Annotated in this window: 17 protein-coding genes; 8 read left to right on the top strand and 9 right to left on the bottom strand. The window is 62.4% G+C overall.

Features of this window, described 5'->3' with window-relative positions:
- Positions 1–53 precede the first annotated feature (53 nt).
- Positions 54–1,790 carry an IlvD/Edd family dehydratase gene (locus HU724_RS16485; RefSeq protein WP_024013184.1) on the bottom strand — a complete coding sequence of 579 codons (1,737 nt, stop codon included), beginning with the start codon at positions 1,788–1,790 and terminating at the stop codon, positions 54–56.
- Positions 1,791–1,982: 192 nt separating this feature from the next.
- On the opposite strand from HU724_RS16485, the gene HU724_RS16480 reads away from it, so the two are divergent.
- From HU724_RS16480 to HU724_RS16445, 8 genes are all read left to right on the top strand, one after another.
- Entirely contained in the window at positions 1,983–3,305 is a 1,323-nt protein-coding gene (locus tag HU724_RS16480) for an MFS transporter (protein ID WP_125927346.1), read from the top strand.
- Between the two features lie 145 nt (positions 3,306–3,450).
- A complete protein-coding gene (gene araD1 / locus HU724_RS16475; RefSeq protein ID WP_186569573.1) occupies positions 3,451–4,443 on the top strand; it encodes an AraD1 family protein in 993 nt (330 codons plus the stop codon).
- 9 nt (positions 4,444–4,452) lie between these two features.
- Positions 4,453–6,033, top strand: coding sequence for an aldehyde dehydrogenase (NADP(+)) (locus tag HU724_RS16470; RefSeq protein WP_186569572.1), 1,581 nt, complete (start codon positions 4,453–4,455; stop codon positions 6,031–6,033).
- Between the two features lie 247 nt (positions 6,034–6,280).
- Positions 6,281–6,592 carry a DUF5629 family protein gene (locus HU724_RS16465; RefSeq protein ID WP_122746069.1) on the top strand — a complete coding sequence of 104 codons (312 nt, stop codon included), beginning with the start codon at positions 6,281–6,283 and terminating at the stop codon, positions 6,590–6,592.
- Positions 6,579–7,754: a lactonase family protein gene (locus tag HU724_RS16460; protein ID WP_186569571.1), complete on the top strand. Its 1,176-nt coding sequence runs from the start codon at positions 6,579–6,581 to the stop codon at positions 7,752–7,754. Before HU724_RS16465 ends, HU724_RS16460 begins: the two co-directional genes overlap by 14 nt.
- 155 nt (positions 7,755–7,909) lie before the next feature.
- Positions 7,910–8,089 (top strand): hypothetical protein, encoded by a 180-nt coding sequence (locus tag HU724_RS16455; protein ID WP_186569570.1) that lies wholly within the window; start codon positions 7,910–7,912, stop codon positions 8,087–8,089.
- 467 nt (positions 8,090–8,556) lie between these two features.
- Positions 8,557–8,769, top strand: a complete 213-nt coding sequence (locus tag HU724_RS16450; RefSeq protein ID WP_186569569.1) for a hypothetical protein — start codon at positions 8,557–8,559, stop codon at positions 8,767–8,769.
- A complete protein-coding gene (locus HU724_RS16445; protein WP_186569568.1) occupies positions 8,766–9,023 on the top strand; it encodes a hypothetical protein in 258 nt (85 codons plus the stop codon). Before HU724_RS16450 ends, HU724_RS16445 begins: the two co-directional genes overlap by 4 nt.
- A 123-nt stretch (positions 9,024–9,146) precedes the next feature.
- Here HU724_RS16445 and HU724_RS16440 read toward each other — a convergent pair whose 3' ends face one another.
- From HU724_RS16440 to HU724_RS16405, 8 genes are all read right to left on the bottom strand, one after another.
- Positions 9,147–9,743, bottom strand: a complete 597-nt coding sequence (locus tag HU724_RS16440; protein WP_186569567.1) for a glutathione S-transferase — start codon at positions 9,741–9,743, stop codon at positions 9,147–9,149.
- A complete protein-coding gene (locus HU724_RS16435; protein WP_186569566.1) occupies positions 9,740–13,381 on the bottom strand; it encodes an AAA family ATPase in 3,642 nt (1,213 codons plus the stop codon). Before HU724_RS16435 ends, HU724_RS16440 begins: the two co-directional genes overlap by 4 nt.
- Positions 13,378–14,622 carry an exonuclease SbcCD subunit D C-terminal domain-containing protein gene (locus HU724_RS16430; protein WP_110603684.1) on the bottom strand — a complete coding sequence of 415 codons (1,245 nt, stop codon included), beginning with the start codon at positions 14,620–14,622 and terminating at the stop codon, positions 13,378–13,380. Before HU724_RS16430 ends, HU724_RS16435 begins: the two co-directional genes overlap by 4 nt.
- A gap of 320 nt (positions 14,623–14,942) precedes the next feature.
- The gene (locus HU724_RS16425; RefSeq protein ID WP_186569565.1) at positions 14,943–16,574 is read right to left on the bottom strand and encodes a BatD family protein; all 1,632 of its coding nucleotides are present in this window, start codon (positions 16,572–16,574) and stop codon (positions 14,943–14,945) included.
- Positions 16,571–18,307 (bottom strand): tetratricopeptide repeat protein, encoded by a 1,737-nt coding sequence (locus tag HU724_RS16420; RefSeq protein WP_186569564.1) that lies wholly within the window; start codon positions 18,305–18,307, stop codon positions 16,571–16,573. The genes HU724_RS16425 and HU724_RS16420 overlap by 4 nt, the downstream gene beginning before the upstream one ends.
- Positions 18,304–19,383, bottom strand: a complete 1,080-nt coding sequence (locus tag HU724_RS16415) for a vWA domain-containing protein (protein ID WP_186569563.1) — start codon at positions 19,381–19,383, stop codon at positions 18,304–18,306. The genes HU724_RS16420 and HU724_RS16415 overlap by 4 nt, the downstream gene beginning before the upstream one ends.
- Positions 19,376–19,873, bottom strand: coding sequence for a DUF4381 domain-containing protein (locus tag HU724_RS16410; protein ID WP_186569562.1), 498 nt, complete (start codon positions 19,871–19,873; stop codon positions 19,376–19,378). The genes HU724_RS16415 and HU724_RS16410 overlap by 8 nt, the downstream gene beginning before the upstream one ends.
- Entirely contained in the window at positions 19,870–20,814 is a 945-nt protein-coding gene (locus HU724_RS16405; protein WP_016774988.1) for a DUF58 domain-containing protein, read from the bottom strand. Before HU724_RS16405 ends, HU724_RS16410 begins: the two co-directional genes overlap by 4 nt.
- Position 20,815 lies beyond the last annotated feature (1 nt).

The following is a 20,815-nucleotide window of genomic DNA, read 5'->3' as shown; positions in this document are numbered from 1 at the left end:
GACTGACACTCCCTCTTCGCGAGCAGGCTCGCTCCCACAGGGGAATTGCGCTGTCAGTGAGAGTGACGCGGAACCTCGGCACCTCGGCAGCCAACCAGGAAGTCAAAGTCGCAACCCTGATCCGCCTGCAGCACGTGATCGATGTACAGCTGACGATAACCGCCCACCAGCAATTGCTGCGGTGCTTGCAGATCGGCCATGCGTGCGGCCAGTTCAGCATCCGGAATGTCCAGATGCAAACGGCCGCTGGCACAATCGAGCTCGATCCAGTCGCCTTCCTTTACTGCCGCCAAAGGCCCGCCGGCTGCGGCTTCCGGGGCAACGTGCAAAACCACCGTGCCGTATGCGGTGCCGCTCATGCGTGCATCGGAAATGCGCACCATGTCGGTCACGCCTTCTGCCAACAGCTTGGCCGGCAGGCCCATGTTGCCGACTTCGGCCATGCCCGGATAACCCTTCGGCCCGCAGTTTTTCATCACCAGAATCGAATCCTTATCGACGTCCAGCTCCGGATCGTTGATCCGCGCCTTGTACATGTCGAAGTTCTCGAACACCACCGCACGCCCGCGATGCTGCATCAGTTCAGCAGTGGCGGCGGACGGCTTGAGCACCGCGCCCAACGGCGCCAGATTGCCGCGCAACACGCAGATGCCACCGTCAGCGCGAATCGGATTGTCGAGGGTGCGGATCACTTGGTCTTCGCCGTAGATCGGCGCGTCCTTGGTGTTTTCGCCGATGGACTTGCCGTTGACCGTCAGTGCATTCGGGTTGGGGATCAGATTGGCTTCGCCGAGGCGACGCAGTACCGCTGGCAAACCACCGGCGTAGTAGAACTCTTCCATCAGGAAACGCCCGGACGGTTGCAGGTCGACGATGGTCGGCATGCCGCGACCGATGCGGGTCCAGTCGTCCAGATCCAGCTCGACGCCGATGCGTCCGGCAATGGCTTTCAAGTGGATCACGGCATTGGTCGAACCGCCGATGGCAGCGTTGACGCGAATAGCGTTTTCGAAGGCTTCCTTGGTGAGGATCTTCGACAGTTTCAGGTCTTCGCGCACCATCTCCACCGCACGCATGCCGGACATGTGCGCCAGCACATAACGGCGTGCGTCCACAGCCGGAATCGCGGCGTTGTGCGGCAGCGAAGTGCCCAGCGCTTCAGCCATGCACGCCATGGTCGACGCGGTGCCCATGGTGTTGCAGGTGCCCGCCGAACGCGACATGCCGCCCTCGGCTGCGAGGAAGTCGTCGATGGTGATGGTGCCGGCCTTGACTTGTTCGCTGAGCTGCCAGACCACTGTGCCGGAACCGATGTCCTTGCCTTTGTGCTTGCCGTTGAGCATCGGGCCGCCGGTGACGACGATGGCCGGCACGTCGCAACTGGCCGCGCCCATCAACAGTGCTGGAGTGGTTTTGTCGCAACCGGTGAGCAGCACGACGCCGTCGATCGGGTTGCCGCGAATCGCTTCTTCAACGTCCATGCTCGCCAGGTTGCGGGTGAGCATGGCGGTCGGGCGCAGGTTCGATTCGCCGTTGGAGAACACCGGGAATTCCACCGGAAAACCACCGGCCTCGATCACCCCGCGTTTGACGTGCTCCGCGATCTGGCGGAAGTGCGCGTTGCACGGAGTCAGTTCCGACCAGGTGTTGCAGATGCCGATGATCGGCTTGCCGTGGAACTGATGGTCGGCGATGCCCTGATTCTTCATCCAGCTGCGGTACATGAAGCCGTTCTTGTCGGCCGTGCCAAACCATTGGGCGGAGCGCAGGGTGGGTTTCTTATCAGACATGATCGATTCTCTTATTGTAAGACTATTGTTTGCGAGCTGACGCTTAATCTAAGCTCAAAATCCGCGCTTTGGAAGTGTTGTTGGGTAATTAGTATTACTATATAGTCGTTTTCGACGGAGGGATGGCCCTGGCTGTTTTGGCGAGAGGCGTCCCCCGAGGTTCTATAAAAACAACAATCGGAGACCGATCTCATGAGCCAGGAATTGCGGCTTGTCCGGCGCATCACACTGAAACTGATTCCCTTCCTGATCCTGCTGTACCTGATCGCCTATGTGGATCGCTCCGCCGTCGGCTTCGCCAAGCTGCACATGGGCGCCGACATCGGCATCGGCGACGCCGCCTATGGCCTCGGTGCCGGGCTGTTTTTCATCGGCTATTTTCTTCTCGAGATTCCCAGCAACCTGATGCTCGAACGCTTCGGCGCGCGGCGCTGGTTCGCGCGGATCATGATCACCTGGGGCGCGATCACCATCGGCATGGCCTTTGTGCAAGGACCGCACAGCTTCTATGTGATGCGCTTTCTGCTCGGCGCGGCCGAGGCGGGCTTCTTCCCCGGCGTGCTGTACTACATCACCCAATGGTTCCCGGTGCGCCATCGCGGCAAGATCCTTGGCCTTTTCATCCTCTCGCAACCGATCGCGATGATGATCACCGGTCCCGTGTCCGGTGGTTTGCTGGGCATGGACGGCATCCTCGGCCTGCACGGCTGGCAGTGGCTGTTCATCGTCATCGGCACCCCGGCGATCCTGCTGACCTGGCCGGTCCTGCGCTGGCTGCCGGACGGCCCGCAGCAAGTGAAGTGGATGGATCAGGCGGAAAAAGACTGGCTGACCGGCGAACTGAAAAAGGATTTGCAGGAGTACGGCCAGACCCGTCACGGCAATCCGCTGCATGCGCTGAAAGACAAACGCGTGTTGCTGCTGGCGCTGTTCTATCTGCCGGTGACCCTGAGCATTTATGGCCTCGGCCTGTGGCTGCCGACGCTGATCAAACAGTTCGGCGGCAGCGATCTGGTCACCGGGTTCGTCTCGTCGGTGCCATACATTTTCGGGATCATCGGCCTGCTGATCATTCCGCGCAGCTCCGACCGTTTGAATGATCGCTACGGCCACTTGGCGGTGCTCTATGTGCTCGGTGCGCTGGGCCTGTTCCTCAGTGCCTGGCTGTCGCTGCCGGTAGCGCAACTGGCGGCGCTGTGTCTGGTGGCGTTCGCGTTGTTCTCGTGCACCGCGGTGTTCTGGACATTGCCGGGGCGGTTCTTTGCCGGCGCGAGTGCTGCGGCGGGGATTGCCTTGATCAACTCGGTCGGCAACCTCGGCGGTTACATCGGGCCGTTCGTGATCGGCGCGTTGAAGGAATACACCGGCAATCTGGCGTCCGGACTCTACTTCCTCTCGGGCGTGATGGTGTTCGGGCTGATTCTGACCGGCGTTGTTTATCGCGTGCTGGAGCGCAAACACGCGTTGCCCGTCGACCAGTTCGCAGCAAGTGCCCGTGGCGCGACCCGAACCTGACGGATCGACGCCGGCCCCTGTGGGAGCGAGCTTGCTCGCGAAGAGGTCGGCACATTCAACATTTGAGGTGACTGATACACCGCTTTCGCGAGCAAGCTCGCTCCCACAGTGGATCGGCGGTGTTTTGAGGGAATAGGAGAAAATCATGCATCTGGTTCAATTCGAATTACCCAACGGCGAGCGCCGGGCCGGCGTGGTCGACAGCGGTCAGGTCCGCGAAGTCCAGGACGCCCGCAGTGTCCGTGATCTGGCCCTGGCGGCAATCGAGGCCGGCAGCTCGCTTGAGCAGCAAGTGCAAAGCCTCGGCCTCGGTGCCAGCCACGACTATGGGCAGTTGCTCAAAGACCTGCGCATCCTGCCGCCACTGGATCACCCGGATCCGGCGCACATGCTGGTCAGCGGTACTGGTCTGACCCATCTGGGCAGTGCTTCGGCCCGGGACAAGATGCACCAGCAGGCCGGCGATGAAGCGGCGATGACCGACACCATGCGCATTTTCAAATGGGGCGTGGAGGGTGGCAAACCGGCGGCGGGGCAGGCCGGCGTGCAACCAGAGTGGTTCTACAAGGGCGACGGCAGCATTGTCGTGCGTCCGGGGCAGCCGTTCCCGCTGCCGCCGTTTGCCGAAGACGCCGGCGAAGAGCCGGAGATGGCCGGCCTGTATGTCATCGGCAACGATGGCAAGCCGTATCGCCTCGGTTTCGCCGTCGGTAACGAGTTCTCCGACCACGTCATGGAGCGCAAGAATTACCTGTACCTCGCGCACTCGAAATTGCGCAGTTGCAGTTATGGCCCGGAACTTCGTACCGGTGAATTGCCTCAACACCTTGCCGGCACCAGCCGAATCCTGCGTGACGGCGAAGTGCTCTGGCAGAACGAGTTCCTCAGCGGCGAGGCCAACATGTGCCACAGCCTGGCGAACCTCGAGTACCACCACTTCAAATACAGTCAGTTCCTGCGTCCGGGCGACGTGCACATTCATTTTTTCGGCACAGCGACCCTGTCGTTTGCCGACGGCATCCGCACTCAGCCGGGCGACACGTTCGAGATCAGCCAGGCCGACTTCGGCGCACCGCTGGTCAACGGTATCGCACCGGTTCAGGCGGCTTTTGAACCGGACAGCATCGGCACCCTTTAAGGAGATCCCATGACTCAGATTCTCGGTCACAACTACATCGGCGGTCAGCGTAGCGCCGCTGGCAGCGTCAAACTGCACTCGGTCGACGCCAGCACTGGCGAGGCCTTGCCGCACGATTTCATTCAGGCCACGGCCGAAGAAGTCGACGCCGCCGCCAAGGCTGCCGCTGCGGCTTACCCGACCTATCGCAGCCTCAGCGCCGAACGTCGCGCGCAGTTCCTCGATGCGGTCGCGGATGAGCTGGATGCGCTTGGCGACGATTTCGTCGCCGTGGTCTGCCGCGAAACCGCGCTTCCGGCCGGTCGCATTCAGGGCGAGCGTGGTCGCACCAGCGGGCAGATGCGTCTGTTCGCCAAAGTCCTGCGTCGCGGTGATTTCTACGGCGCACGCATCGATCAGGCATTGCCGAATCGCCAGCCGCTGCCACGTCCGGATCTGCGTCAGTACCGCATCGGCCTCGGCCCGGTCGCCGTGTTTGGTGCCAGCAACTTCCCGCTGGCGTTCTCCACTGCCGGTGGCGATACCGCAGCAGCGCTGGCCGCCGGTTGCCCGGTAGTGTTCAAGGCGCACAGCGGTCACATGGCCACCGCTGAACTGGTCGCCGACGCGATCATTCGTGCTGCAGAAAAAACCAGTATGCCCGCCGGCGTGTTCAACATGATCTACGGTGGCGGCGTCGGTGAATGGCTGGTCAAGCATCCGGCGATTCAGGCCGTTGGTTTCACCGGTTCGCTGAAGGGCGGTCGCGCCTTGTGCGACATGGCTGCCGCACGTCCGCAACCGATCCCGGTGTTCGCCGAGATGTCGAGCATCAACCCGGTCATCGTGCTGCCGCAGGCACTGGCCACGCGTTCGGAAACCGTCGCCCGCGACCTCACCGCTTCGGTGGTTCAGGGTTGCGGTCAGTTCTGCACCAACCCGGGTCTGGTGATCGGTATTCGCTCGCCGCAATTCAGCGCGTTTGTCCAACAAGTCGCCGCTGCGATCGGTGATCAACCGGCGCAAACCATGCTCAACGCCGGCACCCTCGGCAGCTATGGCAAAGGCCTGGAAAAACTCCTGGCGCACAGCGGCATCGAGCATCTGGCCGGCAATCAGCAGCAGGGCAATCAGGCGCAGCCGCAGTTGTTCAAGGCCGATGTCAGCCTGTTGATCAACGGCGATGAAGTGCTGCAGGAAGAAGTGTTCGGCCCGACCACAGTGATCGTCGAAGTGGCCGATCAGGCACAACTGAGCGCGGCGCTGCACGGCCTGCACGGTCAATTGACCGCGACGATCATCGGCGAGCCGTCTGATTTCGAGCAATTCGCCGAACTGACGCCGCTGCTGGAACAGAAGGTCGGGCGCATCCTGCTCAACGGTTATCCGACCGGTGTCGAAGTGTGCGATTCGATGGTGCACGGCGGGCCGTACCCGGCGACGTCCGATGCGCGCGGCACGTCAGTGGGCACGCTGGCGATCGATCGCTTCCTGCGCCCGGTGTGCTTCCAGAACTACCCGGACAGCTTGCTGCCCGAGCCACTGAAAAACGCCAACCCACTGCGGATTCAGCGCCTGGTGGATGGCAAGCCATCGCGTGAGGCGATCTAGCCAGCACCGTAATTTCCTGTGTCTTTGATTGATCGTTCCCACGCTCCGCGTGGGAATGCAGCCCGGGACGCTCTGCGTCCCATTGGAACGCGGAGCGTCCCTAGAGGCATTCCCACGCAGAGCGTGGGAACGATCAGCTGGCACACCGCCTTCGCGAGCAGGCTCGCTCCCACAGAGGTTCCAGCAGGGGCCTTCGGATCACATTGGGCTATCATTGGCCCTTTCCCCCCTAGAAAGACTGTTTGCCATGACTGCCCAAACCCTTCTCAACGCCCTCGAACACTGCGGTATGGTCGAAATCGATGGCCTGCACGCCTTCGAATTCGCCCTCGACGAGGACGATAACCTGCACATCGAATGCATCGATGGCCGCGAAGCCAAGCACTGGCAATTCACCCCGGCGCAGGTCGCGCAAGCGACGTTCGATGAGACGCTGCAGAGCTGGCTGATCGTCGGTTACGCCAGCGACACCAAGACCACGGGCGAGCATCGTCTGGTGTGCGTCGGCGACGTAGTCAGCAGCAGCGACGATGAGGATGACAATAATGAAGATGCGTAATTTCTGGCCTTTGCTGATGGCCGGCAGCGTCGGCGCGATGGGGCTTTCCAGCGCCTCTGCCGAAACCTTGCAATTGCTGGTCGGCTCCTACACCGCCGGTTCCAGCCAGGGCATCTACCGCATGCAGTTCGACAGCGCCACCGGCCAGATCGACGCCAAGCCGCTGCAAGTGGTCAAGACCGAAAACCCGTCCTGGCTGACCCTCTCGAAAGACCAGAAACGCCTGTTCGTGGTCAACGAAAACGGCCCGGGCCAGAGCGATCCGGTCGGTCGCGTCAGCAGCTTCGCCATCGACCCGAAGACCCATGCGCTGAGCCTGATCAATCAAGTGCAGAGCCTGGGCAACGAGCCGACCCATTCCAGCCTCAGCGCCGATGCCAAACACCTGTTCGTCAGCAACTACTCAGTGATGGAAGATCCGGGCGGTACCCTGGCGGTATTGCCGGTCGATGCCGACGGCCAGCTGAAACCGGTGGTGCAGATGAGCGGCCACCCGGCCAGTCGGGTCAACCCTGAGCGTCAGGCTTCCAATCATGTGCACTCGACGGTGTCTTCGCCGGACGGGCGCTATGTGTTCTCCAATGATTTGGGCGCGGACAAGGTTTTCATCTATCAATACGACCCGAAGGCCAATCCGCACTTGCCGCTAACGCCGGCGAAAACCGCCTCGGTAGCGCTGCCGGCCGGCAGTGGCCCGCGTCATCTGCTGTTCAGCGCTGATGGCAAACACGCTTGGCTGACCATGGAGATGAGTGCACAGGTCGCGGTGTTCGACTACAAGGACGGCGTACTGACCCAGACGCAACTGGTCGATCTGGCAGCGGGCCAGCCGACCTCGGACAAAGCCGGCGCGGCGCTGCATGCTTCGGCTGACGGCAAGTTTCTCTACGTGAGCAATCGCGGCACGGCCAATCAGCTCGTAGTGTTCAGCATTGATCCTGCGACCGGTCAGCTCAAAGAGCTGCAAAAGCGCTCGGTCGAGGGTGATCACCCGCGCGAGTTTGCCCTCGATCCGAGCGGTAAATTTGTCTTGATTGCCAACCAGAAGAGCAACCAGATTGTCGTCGTCGAGCGCGATGCCAAGACCGGTCTGCTGGGCAAAACCGTGCAAAAACTGCCGATGGACGCGCCAAGCGACCTGAAATTCCTGGTGCGACAATAAGCCACAGGCCCCGGTCTACGGGGCCTGTATCGTTGTATTAATTGCACTGATAACGGCTAATGCTACAAAAGATTTCAAGGAGGCAACCCTCGAGCGTTACGTTTGTTTCACAGCCCGCCGGGCAAACCAAGCAAACGAACACGAGGGTTACCGCCATGAATTTCAATCTCTTCTCCGTCATCGCCGCTTCCGCCATTTCTGCCACCGTGGTATTGCCAGCCGGTGCCAACATCGAAATCGCCAGCAAAAAATCCCACACCCAGAGCTACACCCAGAAATACCTGCAACAAAGCGCCAACTTCTACGCCGCGCTGGATCACAAAACCCAAGCCTGAAATTGCCATCTCCTTGTTGGAGCTGCCGAAGGCAGCGATCTTGATCGTTCCCATGCTCTGCGTGGGAATGCCTCTAGGGACGCTCCGCGTCCAGTGACGCGGAGCGTCACGGGCTGCAAAGCAAAATCAAAAGATCGCAGCCTTCGGCAGCTCCTACGCGTGTGCGTAACCTGATCGTTCCCACGCTCTGCGTGGGAACGCAGCCCGGGACGCTCTGCGTCCCATTGGGACGCGGAGCGTCCCTTGAGGCATTCCCACGCGGAGCGTGGGAACGATCAATCAGAAGATCGCAGCCTTCGGCAGCTCCTACGCGCGCGCGTTCTGCACTCATAGGTTTTCTCTCGCCGGCAAATAGAGCGGCTAAATAATCAACGAAGCTGATATTCACCATTGCAAACCCTGAGTGGTTGCTTCGGCTTTTTTGATTGATTCTGTGGCCATCGAAACCTTTGCCCACGGAGAACACCATGGCCAGCGCAATCCTCACTTCCGCCAAATGCGGCGCCTACCTGGCCATCGGTCTGTACCTGGCGGTGGTGCTGTTCGTCAGCATCGGCGCACACATGGAACACAGCTTCGACGCCCCGATCGACGTCGCCCACCCCGGCATCCAGTTCGAACTGCGCTCGCAAAGCGCAATGGTCGACAGGGCCGAACTCGCAGGAGTCGGCGGCGCATGAAAGGCTACAGACTCTGGGTCATCGCCAGCCTCGCGCTGATGACCAACGGCGCTTCCCTCTTGGGGTTTGGCCAAGGCTCGGTGGGCGGCTTGGCCCGGGCCATAGAGGCCAACCACAACATCGCGCACAACATTGAACGCGCCAACACGCTGGGGCTGATGGCCGGCAATCCACCGGTCAAGGTCGCGGCGGATTTTCTCGGGCCGTTTGAAGTGGATTGCATGGCGCTGGGCATGTGCAACGCACTGGCCTGACGAAGATCGTTCCCACGCTCTGCGTGGGAATGCCTCAAGGTACGCTCCGCGTTCCAATGGGACGCAGAGCGTCCCCGGCTGCATTCCCACGCGGAACGTGGGAACGATCAAAGGGACAGAGGGTTATTTTTTCATGATCGAGGTGAACAGCTCAGATTCAAGCAGGCGCTGCAACCAAGCCTGCAAGCGAACATAAGGCGTCTGCGCAAACCACTCGCGATCAACGTGAGCGAACTGTCGGACGAAGGGCAGCAGGGCGATGTCGGCGAGGCTCGGATGCTCGGCCATTAAGTAGTCACGTCCTTCAAGCAACTCATCCAGTTTCTGCAGAAACAACGCACCTTCAGCTCGATAAGCTTCCATCGGCTGCTCGGGGTAGCGCTCGGCGTACTTGTAGCGATTCAGTGCCGATTTGAAAATCTGATCATTACCTTCAATCAGTTTTTCCATCCACAGCGCTGCGAACGAGTCGCCGGCCAGCAACCAATCATCCGGATCATTCTGCGCCAACGCCCAGCGCATGATCTGCAGACTCTCATCGATCACCACGCCATCGGCATTCAGCACCGGCACGGTGCCCTTGGGCGAGAGCGCGAGCATTTCCGCCGGCTTGTTCTTGAGGCTGACCTCAACGATCTCCACCGGCACGCCTGCATAACGCAGGGCCATTCGCGCACGCATCGCGTAAGGGCAGCGGCGGAACGAATACAGTGTGTTCATTTCACCTCCAGCGTACTCAAACCATTGCCCTGACGCCGCACCTGAATCTGCACAGGAATCCGCTCGTGCATTTCCTGCACATGGGAAATCACCGCGACCTTGCGCCCCTGCGCCTGCAAGCCATCGAGCGCGTCCATCGCCAACTGCAAGGATTCAGGATCAAGGCTGCCGAAACCTTCGTCGATAAACAGCGATTCGATTTTCAGCGTGCTCGACGCCATCGAGGCCAGACCCAGCGCAAGGGCGAGTGATACGAGGAACGTCTCGCCGCCCGACAACGAATGCACCGAACGCAGTTCGTCGCCCATTTCCGTGTCCATCACCAGCAGGCCGAGCATGCTGCCGCCGCGTTTGAGGCGATAGCGTTTGACCAGTTGGCGCAGCTGCGCGTTGGCGTGATGCACCAGCAGGTCGAGGTTGTAGGCCTGGGCGATCTTGCGGAAGGTGTCGCCGGTGGCCGAGCCGATCAAGGCACTGAGCCGCGCCCAGCGCTGGTACTCGGCATAGGCGTCGGCGATCTGCTGGGCCAGCGCCTGATTGGCGTTCTGCCGGCGCTGGTCTTCAACCTGTTCGGCGCGCAGTTCGGCGCACTGCTGCTCGCTGACGGCGAACTGGTTTTGCAGCTCGGCGAGGGCGCTGTCCAGCTGTTCGGCGTCAAGATTGCCGTCCTGCCGGGCCTGGTGATCGAGCAGGCGCTGATCGCGCTCCTGCAACAGGACCTGGGCCTGTTCGATGGCTTTTTCGTTGTGCTGAAGGGTCTGGCGCAGTTCTGCAACTTGCGCGTCATCGAAGCGCAGCAAGTCCTCGAGGCCGCCGTCATCCAGTTCCGGATGGCTGGCGCGCCAATCGGCGATCTTGCCGGCGAGTACCAGGTCTTCAGCTTGCAGTGCTTGCAGGCGTTCCTGTTGGGCCTTGAGCTCAGCGGCGATCTGCACCAGTTGCGTGCGCACACTTTGCAGCTCCTCAGCGGTGCTGGTTTCCGCGCTACGTGCCTGTTCCACCGCGTTTTCCAGTTGCTGCTGCCAATGCTCGGCGCTGCTGTGCTCGCCAAGTAACTGCGCGAGTTTTTCCTGACAGCTTTGCTGCTGCTCGGTCAACGCCGTGAATTGCTGTTCGGCACTGTGCAGCTGCTGAGTGCGCAGCTGCTGGCGATCCTGCTCTTTCTCCAGCGTCTGCTGGCGTTGCTGCTGTTCGCTCAGCTCTTCCTTTTGCTGTTCGAGCTGGGTCAAACGCTCGGCGATCTGCCGGTCCAGCTGCATGAACGTTGCCGCCGGCTCCAGGCGCAAGGCCTCAAGTGTGTCGGCGGGCAGCAGCGGGCCGAACGCGCTGAGTTCTTCCTCAAGGCGCTGACGGTCGCTGTTGAGTTCATGCTGCTGATGGCTCAGCTGTTGCGCCGCTTGCTGATGCGCTACCTCGGCCTGACGCAATTGTTGCGATAAGCGCGCAGCGTCCTGTTGCAAGGTGAGCAGCGCACTTTGGCGTTGTTCGTCCTGAGTGATGCTCTGGTTCAACTGCTCGGTCTGGCGGCTGAGCCAGGCGTCGCGTTTGTCGGCGTCCTGATTGAACAGTTGCGCGGCCAGCGGATGCGCGTCGAGGCTCGGGGCCAGGGCTTGTTGTTGCGCCGCCAGTTGTTCCTGTTGCTGGAGCAATTCTTTCTGTTGTGCGATCACGCCACCGACTTCGCCGCGCAGCTCAATCAGTTTTTCCTTGAGCTGATCGACCACTTGCTGGGCATTGGCCTGTTCGCTTTCATCGTGACGGCCAAGGCTTTGCAACAGCGCTTCGGGCTGATGATACGGGTGCTCGTTGCTGCCGCAGACCGGGCAGGGCTGATCGTCCTGCAACTGCGCGCGCAACTCTTCGACACTGGCACTGCGCGCCAGCCGCTGACGTTCGAGCAGTTCGCGAGTGACGCTGAGGGTCTGCTCGGCGATGGTCAATTCGGCCTTGGTTTTCACACCGTCCTGGGTCAAGCGTTCGCGTTGCTGCTGCGCGTCGAGCTGGCGTTGTTGCAACTCGGCGCTGCGCTTGTCGAGATCCTGCTGAGACGCCCACAGGCGCGACAGGTCTTCGATCGCGCGCAGCTGTTTGCGGTTGTCCTGCAGCAATGTGCCGAGCAGGCCGATCTGTTCGGCGACTGCGTCCGGCTCTGCGCCGGCCTCTTTGAACAGCACTTCCAGTTGCTGTTTGTGCGAGGCCAGTTGCTCAGCACTGCGCGCGGCGTTCTGTTCGAGGGACGCCAGTTCGCTCTGGCCCTTGTTCATGCGGTTGCCGATCAGCATCAGCTGTTGCAGACGGTCGCGGTAGGCGCTCCAGGCATCGCTCAACGGCGCCAGATGCGCACTCTGCTCAAGCTCCGCGGCGATGCGTTGCAAACGCGCGGCGACTTCAGTCTGCTTTTCCTGCAAAGCCTGAATCGCGCTCTGGCCATCCTTGAACGCTTGCTCGGCCGCTTGCCGGGCTTCGGCGCTGCTGGCGGTGTCCTTGATCAGGCGGGCGAGGGTGCTTTGCTCTTCGAATGCCTGACGCAGCAACGGCGCATTTTCGCTCTGGCGTTGTTGCGCTGCGCTCAGGGCGACTTTCGCTGCGTCGAGGTTCTGTTCCAGCTGCGTCTGGCGTTCCCCGAGTGCCGCGTGTTGTTGGGTGTGCGCGGCAATCTGCGCCGCCAGTGGTGTCAGCAGCGCATCGAGCTCGGCCTTGCGCGCGAACTGATGGCGTTGCGGGCCAAGCTGTTCCAGACGCGTCAGTTTCACCCGCTCGCCGGCCAGGGCCTGCCATTGCTGTTGCGCGGTTTGCAGTTGTTCGCTGGCCGCTTGCTGCGCTTCCTTCAACTGACGCAAATCCTTCAGCCAACTGTGTTGTTGCTCAAGTTGTTTGAGCTGCGCCTGTTGCGCCTTCATCTGTTGCTGCGCGGTGTTGAAACGCTCGTCGAGTTCGGCGCGTGCTTCCGGCGCCAGCGGCGTCACGCCGGTAGCCTGATCCTGCAACAGCTTGTGCGCTTCGCGGGCTTCTTTGGTCTTGTCGAAGGCGCGGCGGCCGAGGCGGGTGTACAGCGCGGTGTCGGTGAGTTTTTCCAGCAGTTCACTGCGGTCGTTGTCGTCGGCCTTGAGGAACGCGCTGAACTCACTCTGCGCCAGCAGCACAGCGCGAGTGAACTGTTCAAAGTTCAGGCCCAGCGCGGCTTCCAGCTGGGTTTTGTATTCGCCTTTCTGGCTAGCGAGCAGTTGATCCTGATCGAGGTCGCGCAGGCTCTGCCGACTCGCTTGCAACTTGCCGCCAGCCTTCTCGCGAGCGCGATTGGCTTCCCAACGCGCGCGATAGCGGCGGCCATCGACGCCGACAAAATCCACTTCGGCATAGCCTTCACCGGTGCCGCGTCGCAGCAAGGTGCGCGGGTCGCCAGTGGCGATTTCACCGTCAGCATCGGGGACTTTCGCATCTCGGCCGGTGTTGTTCAGACGCGGTACAGCGCCGAACAGTGCCAGACACAAGGCATCAAGCAACGTGCTTTTGCCGGCGCCGGTCGGGCCGGTGATTGCGAACAGACCGGCGCTGGCCAGCGGTTCAGCGGTGAAATCAATCTCGAACGGCCCGGCCAGCGAGGCGAGGTTCTTCAAACGAATGGCGAGAATTTTCATGGCTGCTCGCCCTCCAGTTGCACGTCCTGCAGCAGTTCAGCGAAGTCCTTGAGCGTCTGCTCGTCGACCTCGCTGCCGTAGTTGTCGAGCCAGGCGCGGCTGAACAATTCCTGCGGGGTGAGCTGGTCGAGTTCGATCAGCGTGCTGCCGTCATCGCTGCCATCGGCACCACGATTGCCGGCGTATTCAGCGGCGATGCGCACCAGTCGCACCGCTTTGCCTTGCAGTGCGGTTTCCACTTGATGGCGCAGATCCGGTTGCGGCTCGTCAAGACGCACGCGCACTTCCAGCCATGGCTGGCGCTGGGTTTCGGCGAGCAGATCGATGTTCGGCAGGTCGGCCAGTTGCAGCAGAATCTCGGCCAGCGGCGCCGGGCCGATGCGTTGCAGGTTGACCGAGCGCGGAATCAGTTTCGGCTCGACGCTGACCAGTGTTTCACCGTCGAGGACCACATCGAGAATCTGATGCTGATAACCGATTTCGGAGAACGACAGCGGAATCGGCGAGCCGCTGTAGCGGATGCGCTCTTCACCATTGACCTTCTGCGGCTTGTGCAAATGGCCGAGGGCGACATAGCTGATGCTTTCGCCGAACAGGCTGGCGGGCAGCGCTTCGGCATTGCCGATGATCAGGCTGCGCTCGGAATCCTCCGACACCGAACCCCCGGCCATGTGCGCGTGGCTGATAGCGATCAACGCCTGCCCGGGCTGGCGCTTGGCATTCGCCGCCGCGATCAGCCACTCATGTACCTGACCGATGCCGCGCAAATAGTTGTCGCCCAGATGCGCGCCAGTGACTTCCGCCGGGCGCAAGAACGGCAGCGCCAGACACCACGCGGTGATTTCTCCCTGCGCATTCGGCAGCGGCAGCAACAAGCGCTCGGCGTCGAGCTGCCCGTCATCCAGCCACAGCACCCGACCCAACGCGTGAGTACGCAAACGCCGCATCAACGGCGCCGGCAGCTCGATCCGCGAGCCGGAATCATGGTTGCCGGCAATCATCACGATGGTCAGCAGCGGCTGCTGTTCGTGAGCGCTGACGATGAAATCGTAGAGGCGTTCCTGCGCTTTGACCGGCGGATTGACCGTATCGAAGATGTCTCCGGCGATCAGCAGCACATCCGGCTGCGCCAAGTGCAACTGGCGCAGCAGCCATTCGAGAAAACACGCGTGCTCGAAATCGCGCTCCTGGCCGTGCAGGTTTTGCCCAAGGTGCCAGTCGGAGGTGTGGAACAGACGCAAGGTGGACTCCGCTACAGAAAAGAGGTGATGGCCGCGCGGGAATGAGGAGGCGGCGAAAGAGGGGGAGAGTTTACAGTCTATTGCACCGCGCAGTCTTCGCACGGACTCCTGTGGCGAGGGGATTTAGCGAAACGTCGCACCGCCCTGAACGGCTGCGCAGCAGTCGCAAAATCAGACCCTGCGGTGTGTCAGGCATATTTGAGTTGCGGAATTTGCGGCTACTTCGCAGCCCAACGGGGATAAATCCCCTCACCACAAAAAACAAAGGCTGCGAATGCATTCCCTTGCAGGAGCTGCCGAAGGCTGCGATCTTTCGCTTTTCACTTCGGATAAAGCGGCGGCAATCCACTCTCACTCACCGGATCCTGCACTCGTTCCGCCGCTGGAATCGTTCGAATCGCCCGCCACAAATCCTCACCCTGCCAATGCTGCCCCGTCTCGCTGTACAGAGCACCATTCAACCCATCCAGCGCATCCGATAACGGCACAAACCGCGCTGCCATGTCCGCCAGTGTCTCCGGCTGCTGCCGCGCCCAGGCGTCCAGTGCCTGGCGGGTGGCGTGGGGGTCGTTGGCCTGGCTGGCGCGTTTGATGTCGTCTAGCAGGGTGCGTGGGCTAGGGCCGGTCTGGGCGGCGCGGTGGATTGCCGGTTGCCAGCGGGCGCGCCACCAGAGGCCGAAGCCGAGCAGGGTGGTGCAGGCGAGGATCAGGGTGCTGAGTTTCCACCACCACAGGGTGTCGTTGTCGGGCGTACTCGGTTGCAGGGTGCCGGCCGGGGTGTCGATTTGCAGGCTGGGGTTGTTCGCCACTTGCAGGGTGCGCGCGGGCAGGCTGCTGTGTTCGAGGTGGTCTTCGAAGGTGTTCCACCAGACCACGTCGACGGTTGGCAGGTCGATCGCGCCGCTGCGGCTTGGCACCAGGGCTTCGCGTTCTTCGCGGCTGCCGATGATGCCGCGGTCGCTGCTCTGGTTGCTCAGCACCGGTTGATCGGGGTAGCGGCGCAGGCCGTTGACGTCGGTGGCGGGCAGGGCTGGCAGTTGCGAGCTGGCGAGGCCTTCGACTTTCAGGGTCAGGCTGCGGGTCAGGGAATCGCCGACCTGGGTGTGGTCGGGTTCCGGGCTCCAGCTTTCGCTGAGGCTGAGGCTGCGCGCCGGCAACCATGGCGCATCGACCGGGTAGGTCAGCGGTTTCGGTTTGACCGTCAGCGGAATCGACGCCGAGCTGACGCGCATCAGTTTGCCGGGCTTGGGCCCCGAGGCGTCTGCTGATGGCGCGGTATCGACCAGCGTGGCGCTGAACGTCTGCGGCGCGATGGTCAGCAGGCCGCTGTGTTGCGGATAGATCGCGTAGCGCATCTCGATCACGCCGTGGCGCAGACCGTTGATGTCTTTCTCGTAGGTGCGCGTGTCGCCAAGTTGTTCGATGCGCGCATCGGCAATTTGCAGCGGGCTCAGGCTGCTGTCGTCGTACAGCGAAACCGAGTGGTAGATGCGCAAAGTCAGGATGGCCTGGGCCTGCACGTAGACGCTGGTCTGATCGAGGCTGGCTTCGATGAACACCGGATCAAGGCTGTTGCTGTCTTCGCGGTTGTCGCTGGCGATCACCTGCACGGTGATCGGCTGGCTCTGTGCTTCGCCCAGTTGCAGCGGCGGAATCACGACGCTGCCGTTCTCTTTCGGCAGCAAGGTGATGATCCAGCGGGTGGTCGCGCGGTTGTCGCCGTTGAGGGTGTTGAGCTGGTTGACCTGGCGCGTGCCGCGCACTTCGAACAGCGCTTCCAGCGCCGACAGATCGGGCTTGCCGAATTGGGTGACGTCGTCAGTTTCGAGGGTGAGCTCGACCGTCTCGCCGGAGTTCAGGCGACTGCGATCCACGCTGGCGGTCAGCTCGGCCGCCTGAGCGGTGGCCGTGCAGATCAGCAGGGGCAGCAAGAGAGCGGTGAAGCGGGTCATCGATTGTTTTCCTGATCCTGATGTTGTTGCTGTTCGTACCAGAATTTGCGCCTGAGCAGTTCGCCCGGGTCGTCCGGGATCTTGCCCAGCCATTGCTCGAGCGCCTGACGCTGCTCGCCTTCGAGGTTGTTCTCGCTCGGGCGCAGGGTCGGCACCGTGTCGGTTTCCTCTTCCTCGTTGCTGCCGGGGATTTCATTGGGGCCGGGCAGCGGCGGGGCGGTCGGCGGCGGTTCGCTGGCCGACTCGGCCGGTTGCGCCTCGCTCTGGGTTTCACTGCTCACCGCCGGAGGGGGCGCGGTGGTGGGCGAGGGCTCATCGCCGGGCAGACTTTGTTCGTTCGGCTGGTTATCCGGTTCGGGCGGCGGCGGGGCGTTTTTCTGCTTCAGCAGGTTTTCCACCAGCGCCTTGTTGGTCTGCGCCGGACGCAGATCCGGTTGCAGCTCGAGCGCCTGTTCGTAGGCATCGATCGCCGCTTCCAGCTCGCCACTTTTTGCCAAGGCGTTGCCACGATTGTAGTGGGCGCGGGCATCGCTGCCCTCGGCAAAACGCTGAGCGGCGCCACTGTAGTCGCCGGCCTCGTACAACGCCACCCCTTGCCATTGATGATCGTCAAAATGCTGCGCGGCTTCGGCCGGTCGTTTCTGCTTGAGCAAGTGCAAACCCTGTTGATCGGGGCGCAGCCACAAGTCTTCGAAGTCGAAAGCGTAGCTCGGTTGCGGCAGGCACCACAGCAGCGGCAGGCAGAACAGCCAGCCACGGCGCCCGGCACACGCAGCCAGCAACAACAGCGGCAACAGCAGCCAATAGCCCTGATCGGCCCACGTATCGAGGCGCACGGTCTGGCCGTCGTCGCGCAGGCTGCGCGGGCCGTTGAGCAGGCCAAGGGCGCCAAGATCAGCCTCGTCGAGTCGCGCCGGGTGATACTCACCGCCGACGCTGTTGAGGAAAGTCGCCAGACCCGGGCTGTCGAGTTGCGGCACGCGGATCGCGCCTTGCTCGTCCTTGAGGAAACTGCCGTCCTCCTGGGCAATCGGCGCACCTTCAGCGGTGCCGATGCCGAGCATCAGCAGTTGCGTCGACTCGCCATTCAGCGCACGACGAATGCCTCGCCGTTCTTCTTCGTTGAGCGACGAACCGATCAGCAGAATCCGACCCTGTCCCAGCGCACCTTGCTTGAGCAAGGCCAATGCTTTGCCCACGGCCAGATCGGCGCGGTGGCCGGCTTCCGGCATCAGCGACGGCTTGAGCGCGTCGAGCAGATTGCGACTGGTCGCCAGGTCATCCGACAGCGGCACCAGCGTGTGCGCGCTGCCGGCATAAACGACGATGGCGGTCTGCGCATCGCTGCGCGCCTGCAACAAGTCGAACAGCTTGCGCCGCGCCTGTTCCAGACGCGTCGGTGGCGAGTCGGTGGCGAGCATCTCCGGGGTCAGTTCGAGCACGACTACCAGCGGATCGGCGGGTTTCTGGCTGGTCTGTTCGACGCGCTCCCAGCTCGGCCCGAGCAAGGCCAGAATGGTCAGCAACCACGCCACACCAAGGGCGATCCACGGCAGTTTGCTCTGGCGCCCGCTGCCGCCACTGAGCAGCGCAGCGTGAAATGCCAGCGGCAGAATCATCTGCCAGCGACCGGCGCGTTTCTGTCGGTGCCAGAGTTGCCAGAGCAGCCAGCCGAGCAGCGGCAACAGCAACAGCCACCAAGGGCGGAACCAGTGCGGCCAGAGCGCGATCATCGGCGCCTCCGCAGGCGCAAACGCTGCAAGCGCTCACGCCAGTCCGGCAGTGGACTTTGCAAATACAGTTGCTTGGTAAACAGGCGTTGCAGCGGATTGTCCGGCCACAGTTCGCGGACGACCAGCAACAGGCTCAACCACAGCGCCAACCCCAGCGGCCAGTGATACAAGGCTTGCGCTGGGCGTGCCTGAGTCGGTTGCTGGGTCACCGGTTCGAGCTGATCGAGGGTGTCCTTGATCGCTTGCAGCTCCAGGCCGTCATGGGCGCGGAAGTACTGGCCGCCGGTGATTTCGGCGATGGCCTTGAGCGCCGGCTCATCCAGATCAAGGCTCGGATTGACCCCGAGCAGGCCGGTCGAGCCGCTGTCCTCGGGATTGGCGCCGATGCCGATCGGATAGATTCTGACGCCCTCGCTGGCGGCGAGTTTTGCGGCCGTCAGCGGATTGATTTCGCCGCCGTTGTTGGCGCCGTCGGTGACCAGAATCAGCACGCGACTTTGCGCCGGGCGCAGACGCAAGCGTTTCAGGGCCAGGCCGATGGCATCGCCGATCGCGGTGTTCTTGCCGGCGATGCCGATCCGCGCCTCGTCGAGCCAGACGCGCACGGTGCGCCGGTCAAAGGTCAGCGGCGCTTGCAGGTAGGCCTGACTGCCAAACAGGATCAAACCGACGCGGTCGCCGTCGCGGCTTTCAAGGAAATCGCCGAGCAAGTGCTGCACCAGCGATAGGCGGCTGACTTCTTCGTCCTGCCATTGCATGTCGGGGAAATCCATCGAGCCGGACACGTCTACCGCCACCAGCAGATCGCGACCGCTGGCGGCGATCGGCAGTGGTTCGCCAAGCCATTGCGGGCGGGCGGCGGCGGTCAGCAGAATCAGCCACAACAGGATAAACGGCGCCTGCTGCCGCCAGGTCGGCAAGTTGGCGCGGGCGCGGCGGTGGGCGAGGCCTTCGAGGTCGGCGAGGAAGCTGACTTTCAGCGCCGGCTCGCCGCTGTCGGCCACCGGCAGGACAAGACGCATCAACCACGGCAGCGGCAACAGCACGAAGATCCACGGCCAGGCGAACTCAAACATGTTTGCGAATCCACGTGTCGACCGCTTGGGTCAGGCCGGCGATGGCTTTGTCATCGAGTTTGCATTCCGGCTTGTACGCGCCTTCGACCAGCACCATCCAGCGCGTCAGGCCGGCAGCCGGGCAGCGGTTATCGAGGAAAGCCAGCCATTTGCGGCCGTTGAGGGTGTGGCTCTGGCTGTACGGATAGTGGTTGCGGCACAGGCGTTTGAGCAGGCCGTTGAGTTGTTGCAGCCAGGCACCGGCCGGAGCGCCGTCGTAAGGCTTGGGCATTTGCGCCAGTTCGGCGAGCGCGGCGATGCGCACCGGGTCCAGCGGTTGCTCGGCGCGTACCACCGGGCGTTTCTTGATCGGAGTGAAACGGCGCAGCTTCCACACGGCAAAACCCAGCAGCGGCAACAGCAGAAGCAGCAGCCACCAGCCTGGCGCCGGCGGCCAGAAGGCGATCGGCGGCGGCGAGATCAGCGGTTGCAGTTGTTCGAGGCCGTTCATCGACCTTTCCCCGGACGCTGCGGGTTGAGGAACTCGCGCATCTGCTCGACCATTTCGCTCTGCGTGCTCAACGGCATCAGCAACACTCGCAGCTTTTGTGCGAGCAATTCCCAACGGGCGATGCGCGCTTCGGCCTGAGCGCGGTAGGTCTGGCGCAGGTCGAAATTCAGCGTGTCGATTTCCAGTTGCGCGCCACGCTCGGCGAAGCGCAGCAGGCCGGCAGCGGGCAGGGCGTGATCGAGCGGATCGGACAGCGGCAGCATCAGCAGATCACAATGCCGCGCCAGCAAACTCAACTGCTGCTCGGCGCTGTCGGACAACGCGCGTTCATCGCAAATGACGATGGCCAGACTGCCCGGGCGCAGCACTTCCCGCGCGCGGCGCAGGGCCACGCCGAAGGCATCGCGATCCGGCTCGCGCTCGCTGTGCAGCGACTGGTTGACCTTGACCAGCCGGTTGAGCAATTGCAGCAGGCTCTGCTTGCTCCGGCGAGGCTTGATTTCGTAGTGCTCGTTGTCGCCGAACACCAACCCGCCGACGCGGTCGTTGTGCCCCAGCGCGGCCCAGCCGATCAACGCTGCAACCTGCGCCGCCAGCACTGACTTGAACATCAGCCCCGAGCCGAAAAACAGCCGCGTACTTTGCTCGACCATGATGAAAATCGGTCGCTCGCGCTCTTCGTGGAACAGCTTGGTGTGCGGTTCCTGCGTGCGCGCGGTGACGCGCCAGTCGATGGTGCGCACGTCGTCACCGGCCTGATACACCCGCACTTGGTCGAAGTCGACGCCACGCCCACGGAATTTCGAGTGATGCAGGCCGATCAGCGGGCTGCGCTGACTCGGCGTCGAAAACAGTTGTACCTCGCGCACGCGGTGACGCATTTCGATCAGCTCGGCGAGGCTGATGCGGATACCGGGTTCGGAGGGCAGGGCGGCGTTCATG

This window comes from Pseudomonas iranensis (assembly GCF_014268585.2).
GTDB classification, from domain to species: Bacteria; Pseudomonadota; Gammaproteobacteria; order Pseudomonadales; family Pseudomonadaceae; genus Aquipseudomonas; species Aquipseudomonas iranensis.
Note: the sequence above shows the minus strand (reverse complement) of the source record. Positions and strands in the feature narration are given on the sequence as shown.